This window comes from Sphingobium phenoxybenzoativorans (genome assembly GCF_018286635.1).
Classification (GTDB): domain Bacteria; phylum Pseudomonadota; class Alphaproteobacteria; order Sphingomonadales; family Sphingomonadaceae; genus Sphingobium; species Sphingobium phenoxybenzoativorans.
The window spans coordinates 4755890-4771269 of sequence record NZ_CP073910.1; the positions used below are offsets into that span (position 1 = coordinate 4755890).

At 64.1% G+C, this 15380-nt stretch carries 13 protein-coding genes; 5 read left to right on the top strand and 8 right to left on the bottom strand.

Annotated elements, in window-relative coordinates:
* Window positions 1-104 precede the first annotated feature (104 nt).
* Both thrS and infC read left to right on the top strand, forming a co-directional pair.
* A complete protein-coding gene (gene thrS, locus KFK14_RS23570; protein ID WP_212609367.1) occupies window positions 105-2099 on the top strand; it encodes a threonine--tRNA ligase in 1995 nt (664 codons plus the stop codon).
* A gap of 132 nt (window positions 2100-2231) precedes the next feature.
* Complete coding sequence (gene infC, locus KFK14_RS23575) at window positions 2232-2765, top strand: translation initiation factor IF-3 (protein WP_212609368.1); 534 nt, start codon at window positions 2232-2234, stop codon at window positions 2763-2765.
* Between the two features lie 159 nt (window positions 2766-2924).
* Here infC and msrA read toward each other — a convergent pair whose 3' ends face one another.
* The 3 genes from msrA to KFK14_RS23590 form a co-directional block, all read right to left on the bottom strand.
* Window positions 2925-3536, bottom strand: a complete 612-nt coding sequence (gene msrA / locus KFK14_RS23580) for a peptide-methionine (S)-S-oxide reductase MsrA (protein ID WP_246525086.1) — start codon at window positions 3534-3536, stop codon at window positions 2925-2927.
* An 82-nt stretch (window positions 3537-3618) separates the two neighbouring features.
* Window positions 3619-3804, bottom strand: a complete 186-nt coding sequence (locus KFK14_RS23585; RefSeq protein ID WP_212611290.1) for a hypothetical protein — start codon at window positions 3802-3804, stop codon at window positions 3619-3621.
* Window positions 3805-4163: 359 nt separating this feature from the next.
* Complete coding sequence (locus tag KFK14_RS23590) at window positions 4164-5366, bottom strand: pyridoxal phosphate-dependent aminotransferase (protein WP_212609370.1); 1203 nt, start codon at window positions 5364-5366, stop codon at window positions 4164-4166.
* Between the two features lie 134 nt (window positions 5367-5500).
* Between KFK14_RS23590 and KFK14_RS23595 the strand changes: the two genes are divergently transcribed.
* Entirely contained in the window at window positions 5501-6376 is an 876-nt protein-coding gene (locus KFK14_RS23595) for a DUF5677 domain-containing protein (protein ID WP_212609371.1), read from the top strand.
* A 63-nt stretch (window positions 6377-6439) separates the two neighbouring features.
* Here the strand turns inward: KFK14_RS23595 and KFK14_RS23600 are convergent, their stop codons facing one another.
* Both KFK14_RS23600 and pabB read right to left on the bottom strand, forming a co-directional pair.
* Window positions 6440-7060: an aminotransferase class IV gene (locus tag KFK14_RS23600; RefSeq protein WP_212609372.1), complete on the bottom strand. Its 621-nt coding sequence runs from the start codon at window positions 7058-7060 to the stop codon at window positions 6440-6442.
* 256 nt (window positions 7061-7316) lie between these two features.
* Complete coding sequence (gene pabB / locus KFK14_RS23605; protein ID WP_212609373.1) at window positions 7317-8477, bottom strand: aminodeoxychorismate synthase component I; 1161 nt, start codon at window positions 8475-8477, stop codon at window positions 7317-7319.
* 51 nt (window positions 8478-8528) lie between these two features.
* Between pabB and KFK14_RS23610 the strand changes: the two genes are divergently transcribed.
* Window positions 8529-9065 (top strand): hypothetical protein, encoded by a 537-nt coding sequence (locus KFK14_RS23610; RefSeq protein WP_212609374.1) that lies wholly within the window; start codon window positions 8529-8531, stop codon window positions 9063-9065.
* Window positions 9066-9071: 6 nt separating this feature from the next.
* Window positions 9072-9716, top strand: a complete 645-nt coding sequence (locus KFK14_RS23615; protein WP_212609375.1) for a glutathione S-transferase — start codon at window positions 9072-9074, stop codon at window positions 9714-9716.
* Between the two features lie 135 nt (window positions 9717-9851).
* Here KFK14_RS23615 and KFK14_RS23620 read toward each other — a convergent pair whose 3' ends face one another.
* The 3 genes from KFK14_RS23620 to KFK14_RS23630 form a co-directional block, all read right to left on the bottom strand.
* On the bottom strand, window positions 9852-10574 hold the full coding sequence (locus KFK14_RS23620; protein WP_070157878.1) for a DsbA family protein: 723 nt from the start codon (window positions 10572-10574) through the stop codon (window positions 9852-9854).
* Window positions 10575-10624: 50 nt separating this feature from the next.
* On the bottom strand, window positions 10625-12016 hold the full coding sequence (locus KFK14_RS23625) for a M48 family metalloprotease (protein ID WP_070157867.1): 1392 nt from the start codon (window positions 12014-12016) through the stop codon (window positions 10625-10627).
* Window positions 12017-12106: 90 nt separating this feature from the next.
* Window positions 12107-14794, bottom strand: coding sequence for an Rne/Rng family ribonuclease (locus KFK14_RS23630; RefSeq protein ID WP_246524768.1), 2688 nt, complete (start codon window positions 14792-14794; stop codon window positions 12107-12109).
* Window positions 14795-15380 lie beyond the last annotated feature (586 nt).

A 15380-nucleotide genomic window follows, 5' to 3' on the forward strand; every position in this document is an offset into this window, starting at 1 on the left:
TGGCGACAGCTATAGCGCACAGACTCGCCCCCGCTTGACTTCGCCGCCGCCGCTGGACATGGCAGGGCGCTTATAATTTCGCCACGAAAGCCCATATCCCCGCCATGTCCCAGATGCTGAAGATCACCCTGCCCGATGGTTCCGTGCGTGAAGTCGCGCCCGGCACTACCCCGGCGGACATCGCGGCGGCGATCGGGCCGGGGCTGGCCAAGGCGGCTATCGCGGCGCGCGTGGATGGCGAGTTGCGCGACATCATGCGCCCGCTGGAACAGGATTCCGCGCTCGCGCTGGTGACGGCGCGGGACGAGGCGGATGCGCTGGAGCTTGCCCGCCACGATTTTGCGCATGTGCTGGCCGAGGCGGTGCAGCAGCTTTTTCCCGGCACGCAGATCACTTTCGGTCCGTCCACCGATGACGGCTTCTATTATGATTTCGCGCCGAAGGACCGCCCGTTCACGGACGAGGACCTGCCCGCGATAGAGGAGGCGATGCGCAAGATCATCGCCGCCGACAAACCACTGGTGCGGCAGGAGATCGATCGCGCGGACCTCATCGCCAAATGGCGCGCGGCGGGCGAGACGTTCAAGGCCGAATGGGCGGGCGAGCTTTCGGGCGACGAGCCGCTGACCGTCTATCATAGCGGTAGCGACTGGTACGACATGTGCCGCGGCCCGCACCTCGCCTCCACCGGCAAGCTGGACCCGCAGGCGTTCAAACTGACGCGCGTGTCAGGCGCTTACTGGCGCGGTGATCAGAAGAACGCGATGCTCTCGCGCATCTACGGCACGGGCTGGCTCAACAAGAAGCAACTCGATGCGCATCTGCTGCGGCTGGAGGAAGCGGCCAAGCGCGACCATCGCAAGATCGCGCAGGAAATGGACCTGTTCCACCTCCAGTCGGAGGCGCAGGGATCGGTTTTCTGGCATCCGAAGGGCTATATCATCTGGCGCGCGCTGGAGGCCTATATGCGCCGCCGCCTCGACGCCGCCGGCTATGAAGAAGTCAAGACGCCGCAATTGATGGACGCGCGCCAGTGGGAGCAGTCCGGCCATTGGGGCAAATATCGCGAGAATATGTTCGTCGTCCCCGACGAGGTGCCCAATACCGAGGATGAAGGCCCGGTGCTGTCGGGCGAGGCGGACATGATGGCGCTGAAGCCCATGAACTGCCCCGCGCATGTCCTGATCTTCCGCCAGGGCATCAAATCCTATCGCGACCTGCCGATGCGCCTCGCCGAATTTGGCTGCTGCCACCGGAATGAGGCGCATGGCGCGCTCCACGGCATCATGCGCGTGCGCCAGTTCACACAGGACGACGCCCATATCTTCGTGCGCGCCGACCAGTTGGTGGATGAGGTCAAGACCTTCTGCGACCTGCTGGACGTGATCTACAAGGATCTCGGCTTCGACAGCTACGCCATCAAGCTGGCGCTGCGCCCGGAAAAGCGGTTCGGTTCCGAGGAAATGTGGGACTGGGCGGAACAGTCGCTGCGGGACGCCGTGGCTGCCGCCGGCCGCGCGACGGCGGACTATGGCTGGGAGGAACTGCCCGGCGAAGGCGCCTTCTACGCGCCGAAGCTGGAGTTCCACCTGACCGACGCCATTGGCCGGACATGGCAGTGCGGCACGCTGCAGACCGACACGGTGCTGCCGGAGCGACTCGACGCCAGCTATGTCGGCGAGGATGGCGAACGGCACCGGCCGATCATGCTCCACCGCGCCATCCTGGGCACGTTCGAACGCTTCATCGGCATCCTGATCGAGCATCATGCCGGGCGCTTCCCGCTCTGGCTTGCCCCCGTGCAGGCGGTCGTCGCGACCATCGTGTCCGACGCCGACGATTATGCGCATCAGGTCGTGGAGAAGCTGCACGCCGCCGGAATCCGGGCGGAAATCGACGTGCGGAACGAGAAGATCAATTACAAGGTGCGCGAGCATAGCCTTGCGAAAGTCCCGAACCTGCTGGTCGTCGGCAAGCGTGAGGCGGACGAGGGCACCGTGGCTCTCCGCACACTCGGCAGCCAGGCGCAGACGATGCTTTCGCTCGACGATGCCATTGAACGGCTTGCAAATGAGGCGCTGCCTCCCGATATGCGGTGAGGCATGGATGCCACAGGGTGCGAGTCCTTCGGATGCCGAGGGCCCGCGCCCCTTTTCGCCTTCCATGAAATCCGCTATTAGCGGCCGCAAAGTATGTTAACGACCACAGGAGATATCGCTATACGTCCCCCAATGATGCGCCGCCCGCTGGCGCCGATGCCGAAATCCGGCCCTCGCTACAACGAATTCATCACGGTCCCCAAAGTGCGCGTGATCGACGATGAAGGCGAGAATCTGGGCGTGATGTTTACGCAGGAAGCGATCGAGCAGGCGGCCGAGGTCGGCCTGGACCTGGTCGAGGTCTCCCCCAACGCCGATCCGCCCGTCTGCAAGTTCCTCGACATTGGCAAGTTCAAATATGAGGCGCAGAAGAAAGCGAATATCGCCCGCAAGACCCAGAAGACGCAGGAACTCAAAGAGATCAAGATGCGTCCGAACATCGACGATCATGACTATGAGACGAAGATGAAGAAGGTCCATGACTTTCTGGGCGACGGCGACAAGGTGAAGATCACCCTGCGCTTCCGCGGCCGCGAGCTTTCCCACCAGCAGCTCGGCATGGCCCTGCTGCAGCGCGTGGCCGAGGACACGACCGACGACGGCAAGGTGGAGGCCTATCCCCGCATGGAAGGCCGCCAGATGCTGATGGTGCTCGCGCCGAAGTAAGGCGACGAGGCGGGGCGGCTCTGCTGGCGTCTCCCCGATCACATTCAGGCAACCCGTCATCCCCGCGAAGGCGGGGATCCCGCTTGTTCTTCCGGCATCGATCAGACAGCGGGGCCCCTGCCTTCGCAGGGGTGACGAATGCTGGCGTAGTCCGGCAAGTTAGGCCGACGGCCGCTCGCTATAGTTCTGCGGAAACAACTGTTTCAGCGCCGCCACCTTCTGCGCGTCCCAGCGCAGGATATAGGGATGGCGCGGGTTACGCTCCAGAAAGTTCTGGTGATAGGCCGGGCCGTCCTGAAAGCCGGTGAAGCGCTCCACCTTCGTCACGATCGGCCCGTTCCACAGCTTCGCCTGGCCCAACTGCGCCAGATAGGCGTTCGCGGCCTTCGCCTGCTCCGCATTCAGCGGGAACAGCGCGCTGCGATATTGCGTGCCGTGGTCGGGACCCTGATAGTTCAAAGTGGTAGGGTCGGCGATCACCGAAAAGAAGATGCGCAGCAGCGCGCCGTAACTCACCACCTGCGGATCATAGGTGACGCGGACGGATTCGGCGTAGCCCGTGTCGCCCTCGCCCACCCGGTCATAATCAACCTTCATGGCGCGCGGCCCGCCGGCAAAGCCGGAGACGGCGAGCTTCACGCCCTTCACATGCGAGAAAACGCCCTCGACGCCCCAATAGCAGCCGCCGGCGAACACCGCGGTTTCCAGCTTGCGTGCGGGTACGGCGTCGATTTTGGGGACCGGGGCAAGGACAGCGCTTTCCGCCGCCAGCGCCGGGGGCAGCAGGCCGGGCGACAGCGCCCACACCCCGCCCGTCAGGCCGCCGCCCACGGCAGCGGCCAGCAGGAAGGGACTAAAGCGCTGCCTTAACGCTCGCCGGAGGCGGGCTGGCCTGGACGACACTGCTATATCCGGCCGATGGCTTGGCTGGCTGGTCATGGTGCGACTCCGTCATCTGCAACGCCAGGATGCCTATCGTGCCCAACACGAACCCGCCCGCAAAGTTGCGGAACATGTCGGATTTGAAGAATGCGATCATGTCGCGGCCTTTCCTGGTCTCGCACCTATTCGGGCCATGCCCGTCGCGGGTTACGAAGCGGTTTAAAAAATTCGCATTGCCCCTGTCTGAACGAAATGCCGGACGACACAGCTTGTCGCCCAAATCGCCGATTGCATCGACGAACGCTCAGATAGGTTGCATAACGCAACGGGGATTTAGGGTGGAAGGGAGCCGGTTCAAGGGTTGTCGGCAAATAATCGTGCGGCCTTAACGTATCCGTTCGCCCTGAGCGAAGTCGAAGGGCCCAGCCGAACGCAGTGAGGCGCTTCGCTTAGCTCAGCGGAAGGCTTCGACTTCGCTCAGCCCGAACGGGGGCAAGGGCAGGTCTAACCCGTCCCTCACTTCAGCGCGGCGCAGGCTTCCTGAATGCGGGTGCAGGCCTTTTTCAGCAGCTCGTCGGATGTCGCATAGCTGATGCGGAAGGCCGGGCTGAGGCCGAACGCCGCACCATGCACCGCCGCCACCTTCGCCTCGTCGAGGAAATAGCCGATCAGCGCCTCGTCCGAATCGATCTTCACGCCCTTCGGCGTCGTCTTGCCGATCACGCCGCTGGCGTCGGGATAGACGTAGAAGGCGCCCTCCGGCGTTGGGCAGGACAGGCCGGGCGCGTCGTTCAGCATTGCGACGACCATGTCGCGGCGCTTGCGGAACGCGGCGTTGCGCTCCTCCAGAAACTCCTGGTCGCCGGTCAGCGCCGCCGCCGCGGCCGCCTGACTGATCGAGCAGGGGTTGCTGGTCGATTGCGACTGCAGCTTCGCCATCGCCTTGATGATCCATTGCGGCCCGCCCGCGAAACCGATGCGCCAGCCGGTCATGGAGAAGGCTTTCGAACAGCCGTTCACCGTCAGCGTGCGCTCATACAGGTCCGGGCACACCTGCGCGATCGTCGCAAAGGGCGACGGCGCGTACCAGACATGCTCATACATGTCGTCCGTCATCACCAGCACATGCGGGTGGCGCAGCAGCACCTCGCCCAGCGCCTTCAGCTCGTCCGCCGAATAGGCAGCGCCGGAGGGGTTGGACGGCGAGTTCAGCATCACCCACTTGGTCCGGGGCGTGATCGCCGCGTCAAGCTGCGCCGGGGTGATCTTATATCCCTGCGCCGCCGGTCCCTCGATGAACACCGGGGTTCCGCCCGCGAAATTCACAATGTCGGGATAGCTGACCCAATAGGGGGCCGGGATGATCACCTCGTCGCCCGCCTCGACGGTCGCGACCAGCGCGTTGAACAGGGTGTGCTTGCCGCCGGAATTGACGCTGATCTGGCCGCGTTCATAGATCAGGCCATTGTCACGCTTGAACTTCAGCGCGACTGCGTCCTTCAGCGCAGCGGTGCCGTCAACATCGGTATATTTGGTCTGGCCGCTGCGGATCGCGGCGATGCCCGCTTCCTTTACGAAATCCGGCGTGTCGAAGTCCGGCTCGCCCGCCGACAGGCCAATCACGTCAACGCCAGCGGCTTTCAGCGCGGTCACGCGCGCGGACATGGCGAGGGTGGCGCTGGGCTGGATGCGGCCAAGGGCTGCGGACGTCTTCGTCATCGGCGTTTCTCTTTATGGATGGTGTGTAGTGCGGCGCCCTTACGGACGCGCGGTTCCATAGAGCGCAAAGGGGTTTGGGGCAACCGGGGATGGGGAGGTTGCAGAGGAAGGTACAGACTGCGTAAATCGAGTTAATGCAAGAATTGCAGGCGATCACAGAAAAATATCATGCTGAATATGTCAGCGAGAGTTTCTCGTCACTTGAAGGCATAAACAGTTTCGCTCTGACGTTTTATAAGGACGTCGCGGAAATATATGACTGCATCACCCGACTCAAAAATATCGAACGCAATCCGTCAGGATTTTCAATTGATGACGCACCCGTACTGGGCCTCCTTGTGCGGGTCTGGAAGCTGCTTAAGGAGGTCATCAAATATTATGAGCAGGACAATGCCGAAATTATTTCCTTGTTTGAACGCCCAATCATTGAGGCGTCCACGATCGCTACATACCTGCTGACAAGCGGCCCGGAGGTCATGCTCGACTATCGCAAGTGCTCCTATAAAGATCGGCTTCGGATTCTGCGAGACCTAGAGAGCGGCTCGACTTTTTTCGAGACGAAAGCCGGGAAACGCCTGCTCAGGTCCGTCCATGAAAAGCTGGATATCGAGGGCTTCAGCAGAGATGATTTCAAAGAACAGAAGAGCAACCGTTGGAAATTACAAGGTAAAAGTTTCTATGACATATTCGCGCAAATCGAACACGCCGATCTGTACGCCTGCACTTACGGAATGATGTCGGAATCCATTCACGGTTCATGGAACGAATCTATCGACTGGTGCCTCGTCTCTCAGGACGACGGGACATACAAAACTAATCCGTTTTCATATCCGGCGGATATCCGCTTCATTACTCCGCTTCTGAGATTTACGACACGGCCCTACCGCTTGTGGTGCCAGCGGATCGACGTCTATGATAAAAATGTTGAAGGCACGCTCAATTGGGTAGAGCGCGTCAACCGCCGACTGTTTCAGGCTTTCGATAAGCTTTTTGATCCATTGAGTCGTTGAGGCAGCTCGCCGGAACGGTCAACATTGGTGCAAGACTAGCGATCAAGTATTTTAGCCATCCCCTCAAACCAACGTCGCCGCTACCATCCCCCGCGCCGCATTGCCGATGAAGAATCCCTTCTCCAGGTCGTGCAGCCGCAAATCCCCCTCCACCGCCTCGCCCATCGCGATCAGGCTTTCGCGCAGGACGCCGGGGAGCACGCCGCGCGACAAAGGCGGCGTCACCAGCTTGCTGTCGCGTTCCACGAAGATGGAGCTGAAGCAGCCTTCGGTCAGGTAGCCGTCCGCGTCGGTCATCAGCACTTCGAACGTGCCGCCCGCCGCCAGAGCCTCGCGGTAGACGCCCCGGTCCGTGGTCTTGTGGCGCAGGCGGGGGTCGTCGCTGTCCGCCGGGCGCTGCACCACGGCCACGGGCACGATCGCCTGCGGCCAGGTGCGGTGGGCGCGCACCTCTATCGCCACCGATCCCTTGTGCGAGACCAGCATGCGCACCCGGCTGCGGTCGCGCACGCGGAACGTCGCGGCCTGAAGCTCGTTGCGGGCGCCATGCCGGTCGAACGCGAAGTCCAGCGCCTTCGCGCTGCTTTCCAGCCGGCGCAGATGATATTCCAGGAGGGGGATGCCCTCCACCGGATCGAACGCCATCGTTTCCAGCAAATCGAAACGCCCGTCGGCAAAACCCACCAGATCGATCCTCGTCTGTCGAATATAAGCGGCGCACAGTAACCCCGCTTCGGGTGGGCGCAAGGGTCTATGGCCTTTGATCCACAGGCTATTTCGTGCGCTTTGCGGTACGGCCACACACACACGTCCGTCATCCCGGCGGAAGCCGGGACCCATCTCTCACCAAGGCGCCTCCATTGCCCAAGGCGAGATGGGTCCCGGATCAAGTCCGGGATGACGAAAGGAGGAGTGGCAGAGGGCGTGCGTCAGGACCGGCCTAAACCCCCGCCAGGAACCGGCCTTTCGCCAGGCATTCCCGCCACTCCGCCTCCGCCTGCGAATCCGCGACCACGCCGGAGCCAAGGCCGATGCGGGCGGTGCGGTCGCCATCGGCGAGGGAGAGGGTGCGGATAGCGACGTTGAAGGCCGCATTGCCGTCCGCGTCGATCCGGCCGATCGCGCCGGTATAAGGCCCGCGCGAAAAGGGTTCGGTCAGCGCGATCACCTCCATCGCCCGCATCTTCGGCGCGCCCGTCACCGATCCGCAGGGGAAGATGGCGCGCAGCACGTCCACCGCCGACAGGCCGGGCAATATCCGCGCGCGGACGGTCGATATCATCTGATGGACCGTGGGATAGGTCTCCACCTTGAACAGGTCCGGCACCGTCACGCTGCCCGCCAGCGACACGCGGGACAGGTCATTGCGCAGCAGGTCGACGATCATGAGGTTTTCGGCGCGCTGCTTGGGGTCCTCGCGCAGATGGACGATGGCGGCGGCGTCCGTGGCGGGATCGGCCTCGCGGACGGCGGTGCCCTTCATCGGCCGGGCGGTGAGCTGGCCGCTGGCGAGGGTGAAGAACAGCTCCGGCGAGAAGGACAGCAGCCAATGGTCGCCGGTATGGACGATGCCGCCATAGCCGCCCCGCGCGCGCGGACGGATGGCGGCGTAAAGCGCCAGCGGGTCGCCGGTCACGTCCACTTCGCATGGGAAGGTCAGGTTCGCCTGATAGATGTCGCCGGCGCGGATGCGCTCCTGCACCTCGGCAAAGGCGGCGAAATAGGCGTCTTTATCGATCAGCGGGCGGAGCGGCCCGGCGGCGGCGTCTCCCGGCGGGGGGAGCAGGGCGGGCACATCCTCCGGCGCGACGAAGCGCACGCCGTCGAACAGGCCGAACCAGAGCAGCGGCATCGGACCCGGCTCGGCCAGCGGGCACAGCCGCTCCTCCAGCGCATAGCCAGCCTCATAGGCGAGATATCCGGCGGCGTGCAGGCCATCGTCCCGCGCCTCGCCTATGCGGTCGAGCGCGGGCTGCACCTCCGCCGGGGTGCGGGCGCAGACAATCTCCACCGGGTCGCGATAAAGCCGGGAGGGCGCCGCGCCAGTGACGCGGGCATCGTCCAGCAGCAGAAAGGGTTCCGAGGGACCGGGGAGGCGCATGGGGCGGGTAATGGCAGGGAGCGGCGCTGCGCGCCAGTGGGGTGGTGGGAAATGTTTGGGAAGAAGGTAGAGATGATTGCGGCCACCATCAGTTCCCAGCATATTCTATTGATGGCGATTTTTAAGCGGGCATGGACGGCAGTCTCTGTAATAGGCATCTCGTTATCGGCACCTGCCGATGCCGGGCCATTTCCTCCCATTGCTTTTATCGCAATGGGCTACAAGGAAACGACCTTGGACACCTTGACCGGCAGCACGCACTATTCGGCCAGATTGGCTGATCCTGCAGGTTTTCTATCCGTAACTGCCGATTTCAATGGCGACGGGCGGGATGATGAAGCCCGCATATTATCAAATGCCGCACAGGGCGATGCGCGCATCGTCGTGGTCATCCAATCACCTGATAAAGTTGATACCTATGTCCTCAATTCCTTTGCCATTGGTGCTCTCGACCAGATCGGTATTCGACTGGTGCCTGCCGATAGCCGTCACACCTTACCTGGTCTGGCGATATTCCGGTTTGGCGGCCAGGGAGAGGTCAACCGCTTTAACGGCGAAGAATTTGATCGTATGCCGCTCCAACAATAAGCATCCATGACCCTCCCCATCCTCTACAGTTTCCGCCGCTGCCCCTATGCGATGCGGGCGCGGATGGGTCTGTTGGCGAGCGGGATCGCGGTGGAGTTGCGGGAGGTTGTGCTGCGCGACAAGCCCGCCGAGATGCTGGCCGCGTCGCCCAAGGGGACGGTGCCGGTACTGGTGCTGCCCGATGGCGGCGTGATCGACGAGAGCCTGGACATCATGCGCTGGGCATTGGCGCAAAGCGATCCGCTTGGCTGGCTGGCGCGGGACGACGCCGCGCTGATCGCGCGCAATGACGGGCCGTTCAAACAGCATCTGGACCGCTATAAATATCCCGGCCGCCACGGGTCCGACCCGGCGGCGCACCGGGCGGCGGGGCTGGCGATCCTCTCGGAGATGGACGCCCGGCTGGCGGCGGGCAGTAAGGTTGGAGATCGGCAGCTTTGCGGAGATGTAGCGGGGATCGCCGACATCGCGACATTCCCCTTCATCCGCCAGTTCGCGGCGACGGATCAGGCCTGGTTCGACGCGCAGCCCCTGCCGCACCTCCAGCGCTGGCTGGCCGGCCATATCGGATCGGACCTGTTCGCGCGCGCGATGCTGCGCCTGCCGCCGTGGAAAGCGGGGGATGATATGGTGGTGTTTGGGGGGCGTTAAATAAAACCGTTCGTGCTGAGCTTGTCGAAGCACTGCCTTACTTGAAGAAAGGGCAACCCTTCGACAAGCTCAGGGCGAACGGAGGAGAATGCCGATCACTTCATCCCCTCCCAGAGAAAAGAAAAGTGCTTAGGCTCACCCCCCAGCCTTCGCCGCCCGCGCCTTGTCCACCGCTTCCTTCAGCGCGTCATAGCCGACCGCGCCGCTCAGCACCTGGTCGCCGACCACGAAGGTCGGGGTGCCGGTCGCCTGCAGCTTCTGGGCGAGGCTCATATTCGATTCGACCTCGGCATCATAGGTTTTGGACACCATCGCCGCCTCCGCCGCCTTGCGGTCTATGCCGACGCCCGCGGCCGCCGCGAAAATGGTGTCGCGCGTCACCTTGCCCGCGCCGTAAAGCGCCTTGTGGAAGGGCATATATTTGCCCTTCTCCGCCGCGAGCAGGCTGACCTTCGCCGCGTCGCCGCTGGCCGCCGACAGGATCGGCAGTTCGCGATAGACCACCTTCACGCCCTTGTCGGCCGCAACCAGCTTCGCAAGGTCGGGCAGCGAGGCGCGGCAATAACCGCAGGCATAGTCGAAAAATTCGACGACGGTGACATCGCCCTTCTCCGCCCCTTCCCATGCGCCCGCGAACGGCGTTTCGATGGCGGAGCGGTTCTGGCCGATCAGCGCGCCGGTGCGCTTGCCCTGCAGCTTCTCGATCGCCTGCGGGATGATTTCGGGATGTTCGAGGATATAGTCGTGGACGATCTTCTCGATCGCTGCCTTGTCGGCCATATTCACCGTGGCGGGCGCCTGCATGGCGAGCGCCGCGCTCGCCGCCGCCGCGATAAACACGGTTCCGCCTAGCATCATCTGTATGGTCCTGTTCGAAAGGGCTGCCCGAAGGCCGGGCCGGGGGGTGTTCATCGTCTTTTCTTCCGGTTGCCTTCGACGGCGGAGCGGGACACCATGGCGATGTCCTGCGCGCGAAGCCAGTCGGTGGTGCCTTCCTTCAGGCCCTGCATCGCCTGATCCGCGTTCAGCAGCGCCAACTGGTCATTGCCCTGCATCTGGTAGCGTTCGGCCGTGGCGAGGGCGGCGCGCGGCGTGTCCCCGCGCCGTTCGTAGACGACGCCCAACTGATACCAGGCGAAGGGATTTTCCCGGTCGCGGGCGACGGCGGTGCGCAGCACCTGCTCGGCCTCCTTGAAATTATTATCGTCCTCGCTGGCGATCAGCGCATGGCCCAGCAGCACGGCGATCAGCGGCTGGTTGTTGGACCGCGCCACCGCCTCGCGCAGCGGCGCGATGGCCTCCGCCGGACGGCCGCTTTCCAGCAAAATCTGCCCTTCCAGCTCCAGGAAATAGGGGTCGTGCGGCTGCGCGGCGAGCAAGGCCCGCACCTCCTGCATCGCCTTGTCCGGGTAGGCGCTCTTGTGCCAGGCATAGGCGCGGGCATAGTGCGCCGGGATCGTCTGGTCGCTTTCCGGGTAGACCTGCAGCGTGCGGGTTGGGTCGGATACGAAGCCGACAAGCTTCGCCTTCACCCGTTCGAACCGCGCCTCCAATTGGGGATCGACCGGCTTGTTCCAGGCCGGGTCCGGCTCATACACCTCGCGCAGCACCGCGATGCGCTCACCCGACAGGGGGTGGGTGCGGGCGTAGCTGTCATCCTGCGGGATGGCGAGGCGATATTCCAGATTCTGCAGCTTCTTGAAGAAGGCCAGGCTGCCCTTGCCGCTCAGCCCCGCAGCGCTCAGATAGCGTGCGCCGGCAAGATCTGCGGAGCTTTCCTGCGTGCGGGAGAAAGCGAGATATTTGCCCATCGCCGCCTGCTGCCCGGCGGCCATGATGCCCATGCCCGCCTCGCCGCCGCCCGCCGCGATCGCCGCCGCGCCAAGGACCAGGCTGAGCAGGGTGATGCCGGTCGCGGCCTTCATCCCCTCCGCCGAACGGATGATATGGCCGCCCTCGATATGGCCAAGCTCATGGGCGATGACGCCCTGCACCTGGTTCACATCGTCGGCCGACGCGATCAGGCCGCTATGCATCCAGACATATTGGCCGCCCGCGACGAAGGCGTTGATCTCCGGATCATTGATCAGCAGGACCTGGACATTTTTGGGGTCGAGCTTCGCCGCCGTGATCAGCGGGCGGGAAATATCGTTGAACAGCGCTTCGGTTTCGGCGTCGCGCAATATCTGTTGGGCCAGCGCCGGGCGCGCCATCAGGGCGAAGGAGCATAGCAGAACGGCCAGCAGCCGAAGCAGCGTCCTGCTCCCCGGCAGGGCGTTCGGAGCGGATTGTCCCGTCATGCCTGCGCCTCCTGACAGAAGGGCGATGAACGCCGCGTGAAAGGCGTCCGGCCCCTTCGCGTCATGGAAGGGGCCGGGCGTCCTGAGCGTCTATGCGCCGAAGGTGCGCTGCCACCAGCCGCGACGCGGCGTGCCGTCCTCCGCGGTTTCCTCATCGGCGGGCGCGCCGCTGACGAACTCGCCCGCATTGGCGCTGGCGAGGCTGGAGACCGGAGCTTCCGCCTCTGGCGTTTCCTCTGCCGGAGCCGCTTCCTCGGCCACGGGCGCGGCCTTCTTGGCGCGGCTGCGCTTGGGCTTGGCGGCGGGCGCCGATTCCGGGGCAGGCGCTTCCTCGGCCACAGGAGCCTCGGCGGCGGGTTCGGCGGGAGCCGCCTTCTTCGCACGGCTGCGCTTCGGTTTCGCAGGCGCTTCCGCCGCTTCGGCCACGGGAGCCTCGGCGGGCGCTTCCGCCTCAACCGCGGCCGCCTCTACCGGCGCTTCGGCAGCGGCGGCAGCCTTGCGGGCGCGCGGACGGCGGCGGGTCTTGGGCGCTTCGGCTTCAACCGGCGCTTCCTCGGCCGGAGCAGCTTCTTCCGCCACCGGCTCTGCGGCAGGCGCGTCCTCGCTGACCGATTCGGCCTCAGCGCCATGCTCGGCGGCAGTGCCCTCACCTTCGCCACCGCGACGGCGGCGGCCTCCACGGCGGCCGCGACGGCCACGGCGGCGCGGTTCGCCGCCTTCTTCGGCGGTCACTTCGCCCTGTTCGACTTCACCGGCTTCGGCGTCCAGTTCCCCGGCGTCGCTCTCGCCTTCGCCATCGGCGGCTTCTGCGCCACCCTCAGTGGATGCGCCTTCGCCCTGTTCGCCGTCACGGCGGTTGCGGCGGCCACGGCGGCGGCGGCGGCGGCCGCGGCGGCCGCCCTCCCCGTCGCGATCTTCCTCACTGCGCGAGTCCCGGCGCTCGGAGTCTTCGGAAGCTTCCTCGGCTTCCTCCTCCTCGTCCAGCTCCTCCTCAAGCAGATCCAGATCGTCATCTTCCTCGACGATCGGCGCATAGGTCACGACCTGCGTCGGACGGGGACCGCTGGCCTCCACCGACATGCGCGCGCCCTCAACCTCGCCATCGGGCAGGATGGTGATCGACACACCATAACGGCTTTCGATCTCGTCCAGCTCGCGGCGCTTGTTGTTGAGGACGTAGAAGGCCGCCTCCTGGCTGGCGCGCAGCGTGATGAAGGTGCCGCGGCCGCGCGCAGCCTCCTCCTCCAGCATGCGCAGCGCCGACAGACCGGCCGATGACGCCGTGCGGACAAGGCCGGTACCCTCGCAATGCGGGCATTCGCGGGTCGACGCTTCCAGCACGCCGGTGCGCAGGCGCTGGCGGCTCATTTCCATCAGGCCGAAGCCGGAAATGCGGCCGACCTGGATGCGGGCGCGATCGTCCTTCAGCGCTTCCTTCATCGCCTTCTCGACCTTGCGGATGTTGGAGTTCACCTCCATGTCGATGAAGTCGATGACGACAAGGCCCGCCATGTCGCGCAGGCGCAGTTGCCGGGCGATCTCTCGCGCGGCTTCCAGATTGGTGGCGACGGCGGTCTGCTCGATGCCATGTTCGCGGGTCGAACGGCCGGAGTTGATGTCGATCGACACCAAGGCTTCCGTCGGGTTGATGACCAGATAACCGCCGGATTTGAGCTGCACGACCGGGTGGTACATGGCCGCAAGCTGATCCTCGACGCCGAAGCGCTGGAACAGCGACACCGCGTCGGCATATTGCTTCACCCGCCGCGCATGGCTGGGCATCAGCAGCTTCATGAAGTCGCGCGCGGCCTTATAGCCATGCTCGCCCTCGACGATCACTTCCTCGATATCCTTGTTGTAGATATCGCGGATCGCCCGCTTGATGAGGTCGCTGTCATTATGGATCAGCGCGGGCGCGGCGGCCTTCAGCGTATTCTCGCGGATCTCGTCCCACAGGCGGGCGAGATAGTCGAAGTCGCGCTTGATCTCGACCTTGGTGCGCTGCAGGCCCGCGGTGCGGACGATACAGCCCATGGTCGAGGGCAGGTTCATGTCGGCGATGATCGACTTCAACCGCTTGCGGTCGGCGGCGTTGCTGATCTTCCGGCTGATACCGCCGCCATGCGACGTGTTGGGCATCAACACGCAGTAACGGCCGGCGAGCGACAGATAGGTGGTCAGGGCCGCGCCCTTGTTGCCGCGCTCCTCCTTGACGACCTGGACCAGCAGCACCTGACGGCGCTTGATGACGTCCTGGATCTTGTACCGGCGGCGCAGCGACATGCGCTTGCGGCGCAGTTCGTCGGCGGCATCCTCATTATTGCGCGACGGCCGGGCCGGGCGCGCGGATGCTTCCTCGCCCTCTGCCGCCTCATGCGCGTCCTCATCCTCGTCATGCGCGGGATGATCGACATCCATCACATCGCCATGATCGTGATCATGATCGTCATCATCCTCGTCGTCGGCGCGCAGCGCGGCTTCCTCGGCGGCGTGCTTCGCCTCCTCGGCCAGCAGCGCCAGCTTGTCCTCACGCGGGATCTGGTAATAGTCGGGGTGGATTTCCGAAAAGGCCAGGAAGCCATGGCGGTTGCCGCCATAATCGACGAACGCCGCCTGAAGCGACGGTTCGACCCGTGTTACCTTGGCGAGATAGATATTCCCCTTGAGCTGCTTGTGCTCAGCGGATTCGAAATCAAATTCCTCGATCCGGTTTCCCTTGACGATGGCGACGCGGGTTTCTTCCCGGTGGCGCGCATCGATCAGCATACGCAATGTCATTTATGATACTCCGGGCATGGCGGGCCGCGACGCGGGGCCGGGCGGCCATGCTGTTAAAAATAGGCTTCCGCAGGCAGCGTGCGACCTTGTGCGGGTGCTGCGGCGGCGCCAGGGTTGAAAGGCGGGTTTGAAGGGCGGTGTTTGTGTCTGCTGCAAAGGCAGGGCAGGCGATATCGCCGTGCCGGGCTTTGGCCGTCCACGCCCCTTGACCCGGAAACGGGCCATTCGGGAACGTGAAAAAATGCCTCATGCAGCGTCAACCTGTTGGATCGCCTCAAAAATCGGCGATCGTTCGATCCTGACAGTGTGCCGCGATCAGGCGGACTTTTCAGGATTGATGATGGGTAGCAGTGGTGAGGGGAACGCGCAACTTTTTTGCTCGGCCTGCCGCTGCAATGCAGGATGATCCTGCCCGGCTATAGTTAACAATGCCTTAACATCCTTTCGGACCGGCGGGACGGCCCGCTCCCAAATTCGGCTGGACGGCGGGCGGGATGCGGTAGCAAAAGCGGCCCATGCTTCCCTCCCTCGCCCTGGCCGCCATGCTGCTCACCGCCGGTCCCGCGCCGAATCGTCCGTCCGGCGC